General features: G+C 70.1%; 15 protein-coding genes. 2 read left to right on the forward strand and 13 right to left on the reverse strand.

Features of this window, described 5'->3' with window-relative positions:
* Nucleotides 1-23 precede the first annotated feature (23 nt).
* The 3 genes from BLV39_RS34340 to BLV39_RS34350 form a co-directional block, all read right to left on the reverse strand.
* Nucleotides 24-1,013, reverse strand: coding sequence for a sugar ABC transporter substrate-binding protein (locus BLV39_RS34340; protein WP_090801474.1), 990 nt, complete (start codon nucleotides 1,011-1,013; stop codon nucleotides 24-26).
* A gap of 84 nt (nucleotides 1,014-1,097) precedes the next feature.
* Nucleotides 1,098-2,432, reverse strand: coding sequence for a lyase family protein (locus tag BLV39_RS34345; protein WP_090801476.1), 1,335 nt, complete (start codon nucleotides 2,430-2,432; stop codon nucleotides 1,098-1,100).
* 117 nt (nucleotides 2,433-2,549) lie between these two features.
* Nucleotides 2,550-2,960 (reverse strand): TIGR03618 family F420-dependent PPOX class oxidoreductase, encoded by a 411-nt coding sequence (locus BLV39_RS34350; RefSeq protein ID WP_090801478.1) that lies wholly within the window; start codon nucleotides 2,958-2,960, stop codon nucleotides 2,550-2,552.
* A 125-nt stretch (nucleotides 2,961-3,085) separates the two neighbouring features.
* On the opposite strand from BLV39_RS34350, the gene BLV39_RS34355 reads away from it, so the two are divergent.
* Nucleotides 3,086-3,502 (forward strand): hypothetical protein, encoded by a 417-nt coding sequence (locus BLV39_RS34355; RefSeq protein ID WP_143050013.1) that lies wholly within the window; start codon nucleotides 3,086-3,088, stop codon nucleotides 3,500-3,502.
* Between the two features lie 2 nt (nucleotides 3,503-3,504).
* Here the strand turns inward: BLV39_RS34355 and BLV39_RS34360 are convergent, their stop codons facing one another.
* From BLV39_RS34360 to BLV39_RS34375, 4 genes are read right to left on the reverse strand one after another with little or no spacing between them, the layout of a single operon-like run.
* A complete protein-coding gene (locus BLV39_RS34360; protein WP_090801484.1) occupies nucleotides 3,505-4,248 on the reverse strand; it encodes a hypothetical protein in 744 nt (247 codons plus the stop codon).
* Nucleotides 4,245-4,754, reverse strand: a complete 510-nt coding sequence (locus BLV39_RS34365) for a SigE family RNA polymerase sigma factor (protein WP_204082698.1) — start codon at nucleotides 4,752-4,754, stop codon at nucleotides 4,245-4,247. The genes BLV39_RS34360 and BLV39_RS34365 overlap by 4 nt, the downstream gene beginning before the upstream one ends.
* 53 nt (nucleotides 4,755-4,807) lie before the next feature.
* Nucleotides 4,808-5,251, reverse strand: a complete 444-nt coding sequence (locus BLV39_RS34370) for a hypothetical protein (RefSeq protein WP_239083536.1) — start codon at nucleotides 5,249-5,251, stop codon at nucleotides 4,808-4,810.
* A 14-nt stretch (nucleotides 5,252-5,265) separates the two neighbouring features.
* Nucleotides 5,266-6,507 (reverse strand): TolB family protein, encoded by a 1,242-nt coding sequence (locus tag BLV39_RS34375; protein WP_143050014.1) that lies wholly within the window; start codon nucleotides 6,505-6,507, stop codon nucleotides 5,266-5,268.
* Between the two features lie 207 nt (nucleotides 6,508-6,714).
* Here BLV39_RS34375 and BLV39_RS34380 point away from each other — a divergent pair, with 207 nt between their 5' ends.
* A complete protein-coding gene (locus BLV39_RS34380) occupies nucleotides 6,715-7,383 on the forward strand; it encodes a GntR family transcriptional regulator (RefSeq protein WP_143050015.1) in 669 nt (222 codons plus the stop codon).
* 542 nt (nucleotides 7,384-7,925) lie between these two features.
* On the opposite strand, the gene BLV39_RS34385 is transcribed toward BLV39_RS34380, so the two are convergent.
* Genes BLV39_RS34385 through BLV39_RS34410 form a run of 6 tightly spaced genes read right to left on the reverse strand, consistent with a single transcriptional unit; the run spans nucleotide 7,926 to nucleotide 15,146 of the window.
* Entirely contained in the window at nucleotides 7,926-9,698 is a 1,773-nt protein-coding gene (locus BLV39_RS34385; RefSeq protein WP_090801496.1) for a gamma-glutamyltransferase family protein, read from the reverse strand.
* The gene (locus BLV39_RS34390) at nucleotides 9,695-10,642 is read right to left on the reverse strand and encodes an ABC transporter ATP-binding protein (RefSeq protein ID WP_090802817.1); all 948 of its coding nucleotides are present in this window, start codon (nucleotides 10,640-10,642) and stop codon (nucleotides 9,695-9,697) included. Before BLV39_RS34390 ends, BLV39_RS34385 begins: the two co-directional genes overlap by 4 nt.
* A 29-nt stretch (nucleotides 10,643-10,671) precedes the next feature.
* Nucleotides 10,672-11,658, reverse strand: coding sequence for an ABC transporter ATP-binding protein (locus tag BLV39_RS34395; protein ID WP_090801499.1), 987 nt, complete (start codon nucleotides 11,656-11,658; stop codon nucleotides 10,672-10,674).
* Nucleotides 11,655-12,536, reverse strand: a complete 882-nt coding sequence (locus tag BLV39_RS34400) for an ABC transporter permease (protein ID WP_090801503.1) — start codon at nucleotides 12,534-12,536, stop codon at nucleotides 11,655-11,657. Before BLV39_RS34400 ends, BLV39_RS34395 begins: the two co-directional genes overlap by 4 nt.
* A complete protein-coding gene (locus BLV39_RS34405) occupies nucleotides 12,533-13,489 on the reverse strand; it encodes an ABC transporter permease (protein ID WP_090801506.1) in 957 nt (318 codons plus the stop codon). The genes BLV39_RS34400 and BLV39_RS34405 overlap by 4 nt, the downstream gene beginning before the upstream one ends.
* 10 nt (nucleotides 13,490-13,499) lie before the next feature.
* Complete coding sequence (locus BLV39_RS34410) at nucleotides 13,500-15,146, reverse strand: ABC transporter substrate-binding protein (protein ID WP_090801509.1); 1,647 nt, start codon at nucleotides 15,144-15,146, stop codon at nucleotides 13,500-13,502.
* Nucleotides 15,147-15,243: the final 97 nt, after the last annotated feature.

Genomic DNA, 15,243 nt, shown 5'->3' on the forward strand with positions numbered 1-15,243 from the left:
AGATCACCTGATGTTTTGGCCGGTCACCACTGCGGAACGCACGAGTCGACGTTGTCCTTCGTGACGCCGGGCGTCTCGTAGAAGTTCGTCTTGGGCGCGCCGGTAAGCTTGCCGGTCAGCGCGTCGTACATCTGCTGGACGGCCTGGCCACCCTCGTCGAAGGGCTTGTAGCAGACCGTGCCGTACATCGTGCCGTCCTTGATCGCGTCGATGCCGACCTGGGCGCCGCCGATGCCGATCACCTTCGCGGTGGAGTTCGCCGCCTTGATGGCCGCGCCGCAGCCGACGGCCATGTCGTCGGAGATCGCGTAGAAGAGCGCGACGTCCTGGTTCGCGGCCAGGATGTTCTGGCAGGCCGCCTGGCCGTCCTGCTTGGTCCAGTTGCCCGGCTGGGTGGCGACGACGGTGAAGCCGCCCTTGGTCTCCAGCGCCTCGGTGAACTCGCTGACCCGGGTCGTGTTCTCCTGGAAGCCGGCGGCGCCGGTGATCACGGCGACCTTGCCGCCGTTGGGCACGGCCTTGACCGCCATCTCGCCCGCGGTCGCGCCGGAACCGACCTCGTCCTCAGTGACGATGAACTTGAGCTTCGAGTACGGGTCCTCGGGCTTACGGTCGGCGCCCACATAACCGTGCGTGGTGCCCACCGCGATCCCGGCGGCGTCGGCCTGGTCGACCAGCGCCTGCGCCGGCCCGGGGGAGAGCGGCACGAGGATGATGCCGTCGACCTTCTGGGCGATCAGGTCCTGCACCTGGCTGGCCTGCTTGGCCTGGTCGCCCTGCGAGTCCAGGGTGACCAGCTTGACGCCGAGCTCGGCGGCTTTCTTCTTCGCGCCCTCGGAGATCGCGGCGGGGAACGTCACCGACTCCTGCTGGTTGGCCAGGCCGATGGTGAGCTGCTTCTGCTGCTGCGCTGCCGGGGCGTCGTCGCCGGTGCTTTCGGTGTTGCACGCCGCTGCGGTCAGGGCCAGGGCCAGACCCACACAGATGGCGCCGGCTCTGCGGACAGTTCTCATGAAATTCTCTCCTGGGGTACGCGGAGATCCGCTGGTGCTGGACGACGTGGTGCCGGATCTCCAGGGGATAGGGGTGTTCGGCGGTTACGCGCGCGTTCGCCAGGTGCGGAGGGCGGCCGCGCAGAGGTCAGTGGCGTTGCCGAGGTAGGTGTCGGGCTCGGGCAGGACGGTGGCGATCCGGTCCCAAAGCTCGGGCGACACGCTGCGTCGCAGGGCCTCGGACAGGGGCAGGTCGTCAGCCCGGGAGAGCAGGACGGCCTCGTAGACGCTCTCGTGGGCGACGTCGCGCCCGAGATGGTCGGCAAGCGTGATCATGTACGCCTCGGCCATGATCCGGCCGCCGTCGCGCGCGAGGTTGGCGCGCATCCGGTCGGGGAAGACCAGCAGGTGCTCGGCGGCCTCGCGGGCGATGTCCAGAGCCGAGGCGGCGGCGATCAGGCAGTCGGGGACGGCCCGCCACTCAATCTGCCACTCGCCGGCCGCGCGTTCGTGACCCGCCTCCAGCGCCCGCAGCATCGCGTTGGCCGAGCTCTGCGCGACGACGCCGAACCCGATGATCGCCTCGGCGGAGATGGGGTTGGACTTCTGCGGCATCGTCGACGACGCGCCGCGGTACTTCCCGGTCGCCTCGGACACCTCGCCCACCTCGGTCCGGGACAGGTCGACGACCTCCCGCGCGAACCGCACGCAGGTGCCCGCGACCAGCGCCGCCGCGTTGGTCAGCTCGGCCACCCGGTCACGGGCGACGTGCCACGGCAGCGCGGCGTCGGCGAGCCCGAGCCGCGCGGCGAGCGCCGCCCGCACGGCCGGGCCCTTCTCGCCCAACGCCGCCGACGTGCCGCCGGCGCCGTAGGAGGAGACGACTGCCGCCCGGTGGCGAGCGTCGTTGAGTCGCTGGGTGTCGCGGCCGAGCTGGTCGAGGTAGACGGCCAGCTTGAGGCCGAAGGTGGTCGGCACGGCCTGCTGGGCGTGCGTGCGGCCGGGCATGACCGACCCCGCGTGCGCCTGCACGAGCGCGGCGACCGCGTCGCCGAACTGGCCGACCAACGCGACCAGCCGGTCTGCGGCGTCGCGAAGCTGGAGGGCCAGCGCGCAGTCCATGATGTCCTGCGTGGTCGCGCCGTAGTGCACCCACGCGGCGTCGTCGTCGGAGAGCGCGGCGACGATCTGCTTCACCAGCGGCAGGATCGGGTAGCCGACGTTGCGGGTTTCCTTCCAGAGCCGCTGCCGGTCGATGACGTCGAGCCGGCAGGCGGCGGCGATCCGCTCGCCCCGGGCCTGGTCGATGGCCCCGGCATCCGCCAGCGCACGAGCGAACGCGGCCTCGACCACGAGCCAGTCAGAGACCGCGCGCTCCTCGGAGAAGACCGCGCCCATGACGCCGTCTTCTCCGAGTTTGCCGAGCAGATCGAAGGCCATTCACAGCTCCTAGCTGCGGGCGTGCAACGCACGCCCGCGACGCTCAAACGATTGAACGTAAGCTACGGCCGCGTCCGCATCGAGTCAAGCGTTTGAACGAACCGTGCGGCCTTCCGGCTACGCGTCCTTGAGCTCGCCCCAGCCGTGCCAGCGGTCGACCTCGAGGTGCGCGATCACGCGGGGACGCTCCCGGTCCGCGTACGGTCGGCCCGTGTAATGCGTGGCCAGGCGGTCGATCCCGGCCAGGCCCTCGTCGTCGGCGATGGAGACGACCCGGCCTTGCAGACTCACGTGCGTGTACCAGTCATCGCGGGCCAAGACGGTCAGCGAGACCCGGGGATCGGCGTGCAGGTGCTTGAGCCGCGCCCGCTTCGCGTCCAGTCCCAGCAGCACGCGGCCGTCGTCCTCGAGCAGGTACCAGGTGGCCACGGTGACCGGACGTCCGTCCGCGGCCACTGTCGCCATGACCGCGGGGTTCGGCTGTCGCAGAAGTTCGACGACCCGCTCCGGCATTGGTGTGTTTGGCATGGTCAAAGCCTAGAACTCAAGATCCGCCACGACTTTTTCAGGTCGCTTGACGGCAACCCGACAGCCGGGGCGCACCACGCGCGTCACGGCCGGCGCCACCCTGGTCCGGGCCGGAGAATGCCCAGGTGAAACGACGTCTTACTCTCCTCGCGGCCGCGCTCATGCTCGCCGCGGCCGCGTGCTCGGCCAACGACCCCCCGGCGAAGCCCGCCGAAACGCCGCCGGCCGCCGTCCAGATCCCGCCGCGAGCCGACGGCGCGCCGAGTGCACGGGACGTGGTCGACGCGTTCGCCGCGGCCGGCCTGCCGGTGCCTTCGCCCCGGGACAATTCGAGCAACTGCGCCAGCGGCGGGTTGCGTTGCTCCGAGCTCGTCACCACGGACGCGATCTCCGTGTACGTGTTCCCCGACGAGACGAGCGCGGAGGAGTTCGCGGGCCCGGACACCCATCGAGTCGGTGTCGTGGTGCTGAGCTACGCCGCGGCGCGCACGCCGGAGGAGGACCGGCCGGCGTACGAGAGCACCCTGACCAGCCTGCTCTGACCTCAGTCGTCGGGCTCCACGACGAACCACCAGTCGCCGATGATGTGCACCTCCAGCCTGGTGCCGAGGTTCGTCTGCGTCCGCTTCTCCACCGGGGTGTCGTGCGGGGTGTCGGGCACGTAGGAGTAGTACCAGTTCCACCGCCAGGAGTTGTCGCGCAGGTGGAACGACGTGCCGGCACCCCAGCCGCCCTTGTCGATCCGGTCGACGTTGACCCCGGAGCGCTCGATCGCTTTCGTCACCCGGCCGAACGCCGCCTCGCTCGCGGCGTCGAACGGCAGCTCGGGGTCGGTGGCATTCGCGCAGTCCGAGTGCCTGTCCCGATATGCCCCCTGCGACCAGGTGAACACCCGGCAGCCCGGGCGGCCCCACGCCCCTGGATCGTCGATGTAGAGCGTGAGCCCAAGGTCGTTGGTCGCCGACAGCACGAGCCCCAGGCTGGAAGCGTCGTCGAGCATCCGGTCGGCCGGGTAGATCGGAGGGTCACCCTCGTCCGGGAGCGACCCGATGTCGTAGCCGAACGGCGCTGCGAGAGTGCCAGGCAGGTTGAGCCCGCCGACCGTCGTGAGCCCGACCAGAGCGGCGATCACCACGGCCACGCCGCCGGCGAGCGCGCGCCGGACCCGGCTGCGGCGCAGCGCGCGTCGGGCGGAGGCGAGCGTCAGCCCGGCGTCGGGGCCGGTCTCCGGGTAGCCGGGTTCGCCTGCCCGCAACCGGGCGACGACATCGTCCTCGGGCACGTTCATCGCAGATCCCCTTCCGCGAAGATCTCACGTAGTCGCGCGATCCCCCGCGCGTTGTGGGACTTGACCGTGCCGACCGAGATCTCCAGTTCGCGGGCGACGTCGGCCTCGGTGAGGTCGAGCAGGTGCCGCATGACCACGACCCGCCGCTGCGTCAGCGGCAGCCTGGCCAGGGCCTGGACCACGGCGTTGCGGACGACGACGGCGCCCATGTGGTCGGGTCCGGCGCGATCGGGCAGCGCACTCGGGTCGAGGAGCACCTCGCGGCGGGTCCGCCGCCAACCGTCGATGCGCAGGTTGACCAGAATCCGCCGGGCGTACGCCTGCGGATCGCCGTCGCGTGCCACCCGCCAGGAGCGGTAGGTGCGCTCGTAGGTGGCCTGGACCAGCTCCTCCGCCCGGACCGGGTCACCGCAGAGCAGCACGGCGGTGCGCAGCAGGTAGCGACCGGACGCGGCCACGAAGTCGACGAACTCGTGGTCACGCGCGCGTTCGCTGTCCCTGCTCACATCAGCCACCACGCAGCAGCATCGCGGAACGTTGTCACCGGATCACATCAGAATCAGCCGCCGGGGCAGCCGCGTCCACCGCTGATCGGGATGCACCGGGTGACGGCGGGTGCGGGCTCCTGATCGGCCGGGGTCCGGCCGATCAACGGCGCGGTGGCCGCGGCCGGGGCGATCGAGACGGCGACGTAGATCAGCGCCGTGCCGCCGAGCGTCCAGGCGAACTGCCGGATCCATGGGCGGCTGCGCAGGAGCAGGGCGAGCAGCAGCCCGGCCGCGGGAAGGGCGAGGTTTAGCGCCAGCGCGGTGACCAGGATCGTGTCGGTGGTGGCGCCGAACGCCCGCGCCTGCGCGTGGGTCGCGAGATGGGGCGTCGACGTGCGGCGGATGAACCCCACGATCAGCAGGAACGGCACGCCGTAGAGCCAGGCGAGCAGCAGGGCACCGAGGCACCCGGCCCATCCATGCGCACGAACCTGCCACGGCTCCGGGCCGCGCACATCCGCTCCCGTACTCAGGCGCGGTTTCGGCGCCGGAAGACGAGGATGACCGCGGTCAGCCCCACGACAAGGACGGCGGCGCCGGTCACGAGCGCACGCAGGATCGGGCCGAGGCCCTCCGGAGGATGTCCGGTCCGCACCTGACCGGAGCTGATCACGTTGTCGGCCACGTCGATCGACAGCGCCTCCTGCGCCGGCGCCGCCAGCAGGGTGGTCTGCTCGGCGTTTCCGGGCGCGATGGCCACGACCTGCACGGCGGGGACCCGCTCGTAGTCGGTCAGCGCCAGCGCCGCCCCAGGCCGCGGGCCGAATCCGGCGACGGAGGTTCCCGGCTCCGGAGCGAGTGTGGCCACCACGGCCGCGCCGGACGGAGACCAACCCAGGAGTCGGACCGCGACGAGGTCGGTCAGCTCGGGAAGCGTCGACCGGGCCACACCGGTCGCCGCGTCGACCACCGTCAACTGCCAGCGCGACGGATAGGCGTCCCCCGCGCAGCAACCGTGTTGCCGCAGCAGGGCCAGGCCCTGACCGTCCGGAGTCCAGGCGCCCTTGCCCGAGAGCCGGTCGCCCGTGGTGAACCGGCTGACCGTCTGGCCACCGACGGTGGCGACGGTGACGGTCCGTCCGGACTGGTACGCCATCCGCGCACCGTCGCGCGCGAACGCCACGGTGTAGCCGTCGTGAACGTCGCCGGGGTCCAGGTCGGCGAGCCGCTGCGAGCTGCCGGACGACACATCGACGAGGTGAAGGACGGCGGTCGGGGTGCCCCGGGTGTACGCGATGACCGCCAGCGAGCGCCCGTCCGGCGACCAGGCCTGCGGCACGACGACGGCGCCGTCGATCGGCGGAAGCTCGGTCGAGTCGCCGGTGGTCAGGTCGGTGACTCGACCTATGGTGGCGAGCCGGCCGCCGTCGGGGGAGAGCACCGCCTGCTCGCCGGCGTGGTGCAGGTCCGCGAGGTTCTCCGTGATCCGGTAGTCGTCGCGACCCGCCCCGACCAGCGCGAGCACACCTTTGCTGCCGGTGTACCACCAGGTCGGTCCGCCGATGACCACACTGGCCGGACCGGTGGGCGAGGACGACACCGAATCCGTGCCCCAGTGCGGTGCGCCGACCCGGTCCGGCAGGGACGGCGACCCGGCGGCCGGCAGCGGGGCCGCCGTCGCCGGCGACAATCCGAGCGGAACCAGGACGGCCAGCAGAGCCACCACGGCGAGCGACCACCACCGCCGACGAGTCACACGGTCAACCGTCACGCCCGCCCACCTTCGTCTCCGGGAGAAAGGATGATCTTCGTCCATCCGTGCGGCCGGCCCAACGGCCCGTTCGGCCAGATCGCGCACCCGACCACCGGAAGCCGCCGGCCCCATGGGTCCATGCACACTCGCTGATGTGGAGCCTGACGAGAACCTATTGTTCTTCGTATACAATTGTCGCTTGACGTCATTGTGAAAGGCGGTCGGGTGGACACGGACCTACCGGCCAAGATCGGCGCTCAGCACCTGCCGTTGCGGGACCAGGTGCTCGCCGCTCTTCGGAAGGGAATCATCAGCGGCGACTATCCCCCGGGCGAGCGGCTGACCGAGGACCGGTTGGCGGAGGACTTCGGCGTCTCCCGCAACCCGGTCCGCGAGGCCCTGCGCGTCGCGGAGGCCGAGGGCTTCGTGGTGATCCTTCCGCGCAGGGGAGCGGTCGTCGCCTCCCCGAGCAGTGCGACGATCCACGACATCTTCGCGGTACGCGAGCGCCTCGAACCCCTGGCCGCCCGGCTCGCGGCGGAGCGCGCTGCCCCTAGCGACGTGACGTCGCTGCGCGCGGTGCTGGAGCAGGCCCGCCTGGCGACCGAGAACCAGAACCTGCGCCGCGTCGCGGAACTGAACAGCGCCCTGCACCTGCAGATCCTCGAGATAAGCGGGAATCCGTGGCTGGCCTCGATCGCCAAGGCGCTGTACCTGCACGTGCAGTGGGTCTTCCAACTCACTGCCGAGGTGCGCGCTCCGCACTCGTGGGACGAACACATCAAGTTGGTCGACGCCATCGAGTCTGGCGACGGAGACCTGGCTGAGTCGGTCGCGCTCGCCCACGTGGGTGCGGCCTCTGCCGCCGCTCGCGAAACTACCGAGGGCGCGTAATTGCCGTCCCACGACCGGTCGCCGGTCCCGTCCCTTGGATTTCTGCCCGTCGCTGGTTGCCGTCTGGGGCGGGGGAGGATGTTGTGGGTGCCGACAGGCCGCAGAGAGCGCGACCTCTATTGTCGGCACCCACAACATCCTCCCCCGCCCTGAATCACTTCGGCCTCGGTCGACTCCGGTGCCGGGCCGTGGGACACAGTCCAGTGGTTGGTCTTCGCTTCGCGACTGCCGCGGTGGTCGAGGTTGGGGGTCGGAGGCGGCAACGGGGATCTCGCCGAGTCCGTCGCCGTTTCGCATGTGGCGCGGCGTCCGCGTCCGGGCTCGGACCCGTCGAGGCTGTCGTAAGAGCGGCGCACGGATGTAGGTGTGTGTCCAAGGAGCCGACGTGTTCTCGCATGTATTTACGTGTAAGAAGATGTGCGCCCCTGGGAGATGCCACCCCCCGTGGGGACGGAGAGGGTGCCCAGGTGATCCCGGGCCACCGACCAACGCCTGGAGTCCGTGTCGGGTTGCGGGCATTGTGCGGGCTGGGCTGTTTGGTGTTAGCGGCCTACTGCGTAGCCCTGCATGCCGCGTGGGTTCGCGCCTGCGGCCAACACGCCGGACGTGGGATTTCTGGTCACCGCGCACATCCGGCCGAGGCTCCAGGGGTCTGACACTCGCACCTGGTGCCCGAGTGCGGTGAGTTCTGCGCGGACCTTTTCCGGTACGCGGTCTTCCACTACCAGCACGCCGGGCTCGGTCTCTCGCGGGTGGAACGAGGACGGGAAGCTGGTGGTGTGCCACGTCGGGGCGTCGATGGCCTCCTGCAACGCTTGGCCGCCGGCCAGGTGGCGTAGTAGGAACAGCAACTGCCACTGGTCCTGTTGGTCGCCGCCTGGCGTACCGCAGGCCAGTATCGGCTCCTCGTCGCGGTAGACCATGGTTGGGCTCAGGGTTGTTCGTGGGCGTCGGCCCGGGGCCAGCGACGACGGCAGTCCCTCGTCCAACCAGAACATCTGCAACCGGCTGCCCAGTGGGAAACCCAGCTCGGGAATGGTCGGTGAGCTTTGCAGCCAACCTCCGCTGGGAGTTGCCGAGATCATGTTGCCCCAGCGGTCCACTATGTCGACGTGGCAGGTGTCGCCGCGGGTTACCCCGTTGGGCCGCACTGTTGGTTCGCCGGTGGTCGGGTCGGGCGTGGCACCACCACTGCCGCCCTGGGAGACGTGACGGGGGAGGCGGGGAGCTGCGCCGCCCGGGGAGCCGGGGCGCAGGTTCGTGGCGGCCCGGGCGCCGATCAGGGCCGCGCGTTCTGTCGCGTACTCGCGGGACAGCAAGGTCTTCAGCGGTACGTCGCCTGTGTCGCCGTACCAGGCCTCGCGATCCGCGAACGCCAGTTTGAGTGCCTCGGCCTGCGCGTGGATGCCGCGGGTGGTCGACGGGTCGTATGCCCCGGCGTCGTCAAGGGCGTCCAGGATGGACAAAGTTTGGAGCAGTACCGGTCCCTGGCCCCATGGCGCGGTTTTTGCTACGACGTGGCCGTTCCAGGCCAGCGTGACCGGGTCTTCCCAGGAGGCGGACCAGGTGGCCAGGTCGGCGCCGGTCAGTACGCCGGCGTGCTCGCGACCGCTGGAGTCCCGGATCGGTTGGCGGGCGAAACGGTCGATCGCGTCGGCCACGAATCCTTCGCGCCAGGTGTGGCGGGCGGCCTCGATCTGGGTCTGCCGGTCTGAGCCGGCCCCTTCCGCGGTGCGGACCAGGCGGGCCAGCGTGCCACCGTACGCCGGGTTGGTGAACAGGCCGTCCAACGGTCGCAGCCAGAGCTCAGCGGAGGTCGGCCAGTGCTGTTCGAAGAGCGACCGCACCGCCGCGACCGTGTCGCCGACGCGGGCGACCAGTGGGTGTCCGGCGGTCGCGTACTCGATCGCGGGTGTCAGCACTTCCCGCAACGACAGCGTGCCGTGGTCGCGCAGCAGCAGCAACCAGGCGTCGACGGCGCCCGGCACCGTGGCGGCGAGCAGGCCCGAGCCGGGGATGAGGTCCAGCCCGAGCGAACGGAAATGCTCGATGGTGGCGCCGGCGGGCGCCGTGCCCTGTCCACACAGGACGCGTGGCCGGGGGTCCGCGGCGGTCGCGACGATCGCGGGGACCTCGCCGCCCGGGCCGTTCAGGTGCGGCTCGACGACGTGCAGCACGAAGCCCGCGGTCACGGCCGCGTCGAAGGCGTTGCCGCCCAACTCGAGCATCCGCATCGCCGACTGGCTGGCCAGCCAGTGGGTCGACGACACCATTCCGAACGTACCCTGCAAGGTGGGCCTGGTCGTGAACGTCATTCTGGAACCCCCGCGCGCACATCAGGGCGTGTCCCGTCCGCCTGCACGAGGTGACACGCCGCCTCTCCATTGCCGATCTTCACGTGTGGCGGCACATCGGTCGCGCACTTGTCGAAGGCGAGGGGACACCGCGTCCGGAACCGGCAGCCGGACGGCGGGTCGAGCGCGGACGGCAGGTCGTCGCCGAGCAGCACCGGTGTGCGGGCCCGTTGGCGCACCGGGTCCGCGACCGGTGCGGCCGCGAGCAGGGCCTGGGTGTACGGGTGGGCCGGGCTGGAGAAGATCTGCGACCGGGTGCCCTTCTCCATGAGCTGGCCGAGGTACATGACGGCGATCTCGTCCGCCAGGTACTCCACCGCGGAGAGGTTGTGCGTGATGAACAGGCAGGCGAACCCGATGTCCCGCTGGAGGTCCGCGAGGAGGTTGAGCACCGACGCCTGCACCGACACGTCGAGCGCGCTGATCGGCTCGTCGGCGATGAGCAGGGACGGCTTGGAGATCAGCGCCCGGGCGATGCTCACGCGTTGCCGCTGACCGCCGGAGAGCTCGTGGGGATAGCGGCGAGCCACCTCCGCGCGCAGGCCCACCTGGCCGAGCGACTCGGCCACCCGCTTCTGCCGTTCGGCCCGGGACATCCGCGCGGACGACAGCCGCAGCGGCTCGGCCACCACGTCACCGACGAGCATGCGCGGGTCCAAGGAGCCGGCCGGGTCCTGGAAGACGATGGACACCGTGCTGCGGTGCGGTCGAAGCTGGCGCCGCGTCAGGTGGGTCACGTCCACGCCGCCGATCCGGACCGACCCGCTGGTCGGCTTCAGCAGCCGCACGACGCACCGGCCCACGGTCGACTTGCCGGAGCCGCTCTCGCCGACCAGAGCCGTCACGCCACCGCGCGGGATCGTCAGCGAGACTGCGTCGACCGCGCGTACCGGTCCGAAGTGCATCACCAGGTCTTCGATTTCGAGCGCGTTCGTCACGTCGCCTCCACGGGATGCCAGCACGCGACGAGGTGGTCCGCCACGCCAAGGGCAGCAAGCGGCGGTGCCGAGCCGCGGCAGGTGTCGTCGGCCGCCGGGCAGCGGTCGGCGAACGTGCAGGCGTCCGGCTGGGTGGTCAGGACGGGCACGAGGCCGGGGATCTCCTGCAACCGGTCGGTGCCGGCGTGCCGTCCGGGTGTGGGGGAGGCGTTCAGCAGCCCGTTGGTGTACCGGTGGTGCGGGTGCGCGAACAACTCGGTCACCGGTGCGCGCTCCACGACGCGGCCGGCGTACATGACCACGACCCGGTCCGCGATGTCGGCGATCACGCCGAGGTCGTGGGTGATGATGAGGATGCTCGTGCCGAGCCGGTCCCGCAGGTCCCGCAGCACCTCGAGGATGCCGGCCTGCACGGTGACGTCGAGCGCGGTCGTCGGCTCGTCGGCGACCAGCACCGTCGGGTTGCACGCCACCGCCATCGCGATCATCACGCGTTGGCGCATGCCGCCGGAGAGCTGGTGCGGATAGTTGTCGACCCGCGTCGCCGCCGACGGGATGCCGACCAGCGACAGCAGCTCGATCGCCCGCGCCCTGGCCTGTTTGCGGGAGATTCGCTCGTGCACCTGGAGCACCTCGCCGATCTGCCGCCCGACGGTGAGCACCGGGTTCAGCGAGGTCATCGGCTCCTGGAAGATATAGGCGATCTCCTTACCGCGTACGCGCCGGAGCGAGGTCTCGGGGGCGCCGATGAGCTCCGTCCCACGGAGCCGGACCGAGCCCGTGACGCGGGCGCTGCGCGGCAGCAGACCGGCCAGGCTCATCGCCGTCACGCTCTTCCCGCAGCCAGACTCGCCGACGACGCCGACGATCTCGCCGGGTGCCAGGTCCAGGCTCACGTGGTCGACCGCGGAGACGTTGCCACTCTCGGTCACGAACGACACCGACAGGTCGGCGACCTCGAGGATCCGCGCACCGGCCGTCATCGATCGCCCTTCGGGTCGAGGGCGTCGCGGAGGGCGTCGCCGAACACGTTGAACGTCAACGCCAGGATCATGATGACCAGGCCAGGCAGCGTCGCCGCCCACGGTGCCCGGGCCGCGAACTGTTGCGCTGTCGCCAGCATCGTGCCCAGGCTCGGGTCCGGTGGTTGGATGCCCAGGCCGAGGAACGACAGCACCGCCTCACCGAGGATCGCGGCCGGCAGCGCCACGGTGGCCTGCACCAGGATGACCGAGGTCGCGTTGGGCAGGATGTGTCGAGACAGGACCCACAGGTCGCTGGCGCCGTCGACCACCGCCGCGGCGACGAAGTCCAACGACTTGAGGCGCAGGGTGTCGGAGCGGATGACCCGGATGACGCCGGGAATCTGGGCGATGCCGATCGCCACGGCCGCGTTGCCGAGGCTGGCACCCCGGATGGCCGCCAACCCCACCGCGAGGATGAGGAACGGAAACGCCAGCAGCAGGTCGGTGAACCGGCCGATGACCGCGTCGAAGGCCCGGAAGTAGCCGGCGGCCAGACCGAGCGGCACACCGATGACGAGCGCGGTGAGCACCGCGAGCAACCCCACCTCGAGCGACGCCCGGGCGCCGAACATGATGCGGGACAACACGTCCCGGCCCAGGTCGTCGGTGCCGAGGAAGTGCCCGGGCGTGCCCGGTGGCGAGAAGATGTTGCCGAAGTCCGTGTCCTCGACCGAGTGCGGCGCGATCCACGGCGCCAGCAACGCGACCAGCACTGCGATCGCGAGGATCACGAAGCTGATGACGGCGAGCGGGTTGCGCCGCAGCCGCCGGAAAACCCGGGTGCGCCGGGTCAGGCTGGGGCTGGTCTCGGCCTCCGGCACGGTCAAAATCGTCATGCCGCGTCACCCGCCACTCGGATACGTGGGTCGATGAGCGAGTACACCAGGTCCACCAGGAAGTTGATCACAATGTACGCCGTAGCGGTCAGCAGCACGACCGCCTGGATCACCGGGTAGTCCCGTTGGAACACCGCGTCGATCGTCATCTTGCCGAAGCCGGGCAGCCCGAAGATCTGCTCGGTCACGACCGCCCCCGAGATGAGGCCGCCGAGCTGGAGGCCGACGATCGTGACGACCACGATGAGACTGTTGCGCAGGGCGTGCCGGCCGATCACGGCCCGCGGCGACAGGCCTTTGGCTTTGGCGGTGCGCACATAGTCCGCCGAGAGCGAGTCGAGCATCGCCGACCGGGTCTGCCGCATGATGATCGCCGCCAGGCCGGTGCCGAGGATCAGGGCGGGCAGGATGATGTGGTGCAGGTTGCCCACAGGGTCCTCGAAGAAGGGGACGAAGCCGGAGGCCGGAAACAGCCCCGTCGCCACCGACAGGTAGAGGATCGCGAGCAGTCCGAGCCAGAAGTGCGGCACCGAAAGGCCGACGAGGGCCAGGAAGTTGGCCACCCACTCGGCCGGGCGGCCGCGGCGCACTGCCGCGACCACCCCCGCGCCGACTCCCAGCGCGGTCGCGATGAGGATCGCCAGGAACGACAGCTCGATCGTGACCGGCAGCGCGGTGCGGAGCATGTCCGACACCGGTATGCCCGTGCGGATCGAGCTGCCGAAGTCGCCCTGCAGGGCCCGTTCCACGTAGTGTCCGAACTGGACCGTCAGGGGACGGTCCAGCCCGTACTCCGCGCGGATGGCCGCCAATGCCTCCGGCGAGCGGTCCTCGCCGGCCAGCGCGAGCGCGGGGTCCCCCGGAAGCGCACGGATTCCGAGGAACACCACCACCGACGCCAACACCAGGGTCAACGCGGAGTGCCACGCACGGGTCAGCAGGTACCTGGCCATCAGGGGGAACCTACTTGGCGAAGCCGGCGAAGGCCGCCCGGATGACGCCGTCGGGATAGACCTGGACGCCCTTCACCTTGTTGGAGAACGCCGTCAGGTTGGCCTGCCGGTAGAGGTAGACGAGCGGGTTGTCCTCCTGGAGCAGGGTCACCGCCTGCCCGTACAACTTCTTGCGCTCGTCGACGTTGCTCGACTGGCGAGCCTGGTCGAGCACGGCGTCCAATGCGGGGTTGCTGCTGCCGGCGACGTTCTGGCTGCCACCGGTGCCCACGAAGTTCACCATGTTGGCGTCCGGGTCGATGCGGCCGCTCCAACCGAGCTGGAGGATCTCGAAGTTGCCGCGGTCCTGCTCGTCGAGGAGCGACGAGTACTCGACCGGGCTGATCTCGATGTTGAAGCCGCCGTCCTTGACCATCGACTGGAGAGCCTGCGCGAGGCGCAGCGTGTCGGGGGTGTTCGAGGCCAACATCTTGATGGTGTACGGGACCTGCACGCCGGCTTCCTGGAGCAACTGCTTGGACTTGGCCGGGTCGTGCGCACGGCACTTCTGGGCCTCGTCGGACGAGAACACGCTCGCGGGTGAGATCGGGCTGCAGGCCGGGGTCGAGATCCCGTTGAACACGGCGTCGACCAGGGCCTTGCGGTCGATCGCGTACTCGAACGCCTGCCGTACCTTCGGGTCCTTCGCGATCGGACGGTCGATGGGCTTGGGCGGGGTGCCGATTCCGTCGACGTTGCCGACGTTGATGGTGATGCCCTGGTAGCCCAGCGACTGCGACTGGAGCACCGTCAGCGACGACTCCTTGCGCAGACTGTCGACGTCCTGCGTGGAGACGCTGTCCGCGACCTCGGCGTCGCCGGCCCGGAGGTTGGCCGAGCGGATGCTCGCGTCGGTCAGGATGCGCCACGAGATGGCGTCGAGGTGCACCTTGTCGGCGGCGTAGTAGTTCGAGTCGCGTACGACGTCGATCGAGCTCTGCGGCACCCGCTTGTCGAACTTGAACGGGCCCACGCAGACCGGCGCCGAGGCGAAGTTGGTGCCCAGGCTCTGGAGCGCCGCGGGACTCATGATCATGCCGGCGCGGTCGGCCAACGCGCCCAGCAACGGCGCGAACGGGTTCCTGAGGTGGATGGTGACGGTCTGCGCGTCGGTCGCGTCGACCTTGTCGATAGGACCTAGCTCGCTCTTGCGCGCCGACTCCGGCAGGGTCAGGTGCCGGTCGAGGGTGGTCTTCACGGCTGCCGCGTTGAACTCGGTGCCGTCGGCGAACTTCACGCCCTGCCGCACCTTGATGGTGACGGTCTTGCCGTCAGGGCTGACGGTCGGCAGGTCGGTGGCGAGTTGCGGCACCACCTGTGCCTTCTCGTTGACGTCGTACAGCTTCTCGCACATGGCCTGGAAGACGTAGCGCGAGTAGAGGCTCCGGGACAGGGAGGGGTCCAGCCGATCAGGCTCGGCCGACAGGGCGACCGTCAGCTTGCCGCCCTGCTTGACTTCGTCCGGGTTGGCCGGCGATCCGAAGGAATCCTGGGTCTGCGAAGGCTTCTGCTCGTCCGATCCGCCGTCTGGGGACACGGGTGAGCAGGCCGTGAGCGCACAAACGACCGCAACCGCACCGACGGCGGCCCGACCGATCGCACGCGAGATGTTCGTCATGTACGGGCTCCTATATCGACGATTGTCGGAGCGTATGTTGTATACGAAGATCGCGCAAGACACGGCTCGGATCACGGATCGACAGGTGTGAGACGGC

This window comes from Asanoa ishikariensis (assembly GCF_900107455.1).
Taxonomy (GTDB): Bacteria; Actinomycetota; Actinomycetes; order Mycobacteriales; family Micromonosporaceae; genus Asanoa; species Asanoa ishikariensis.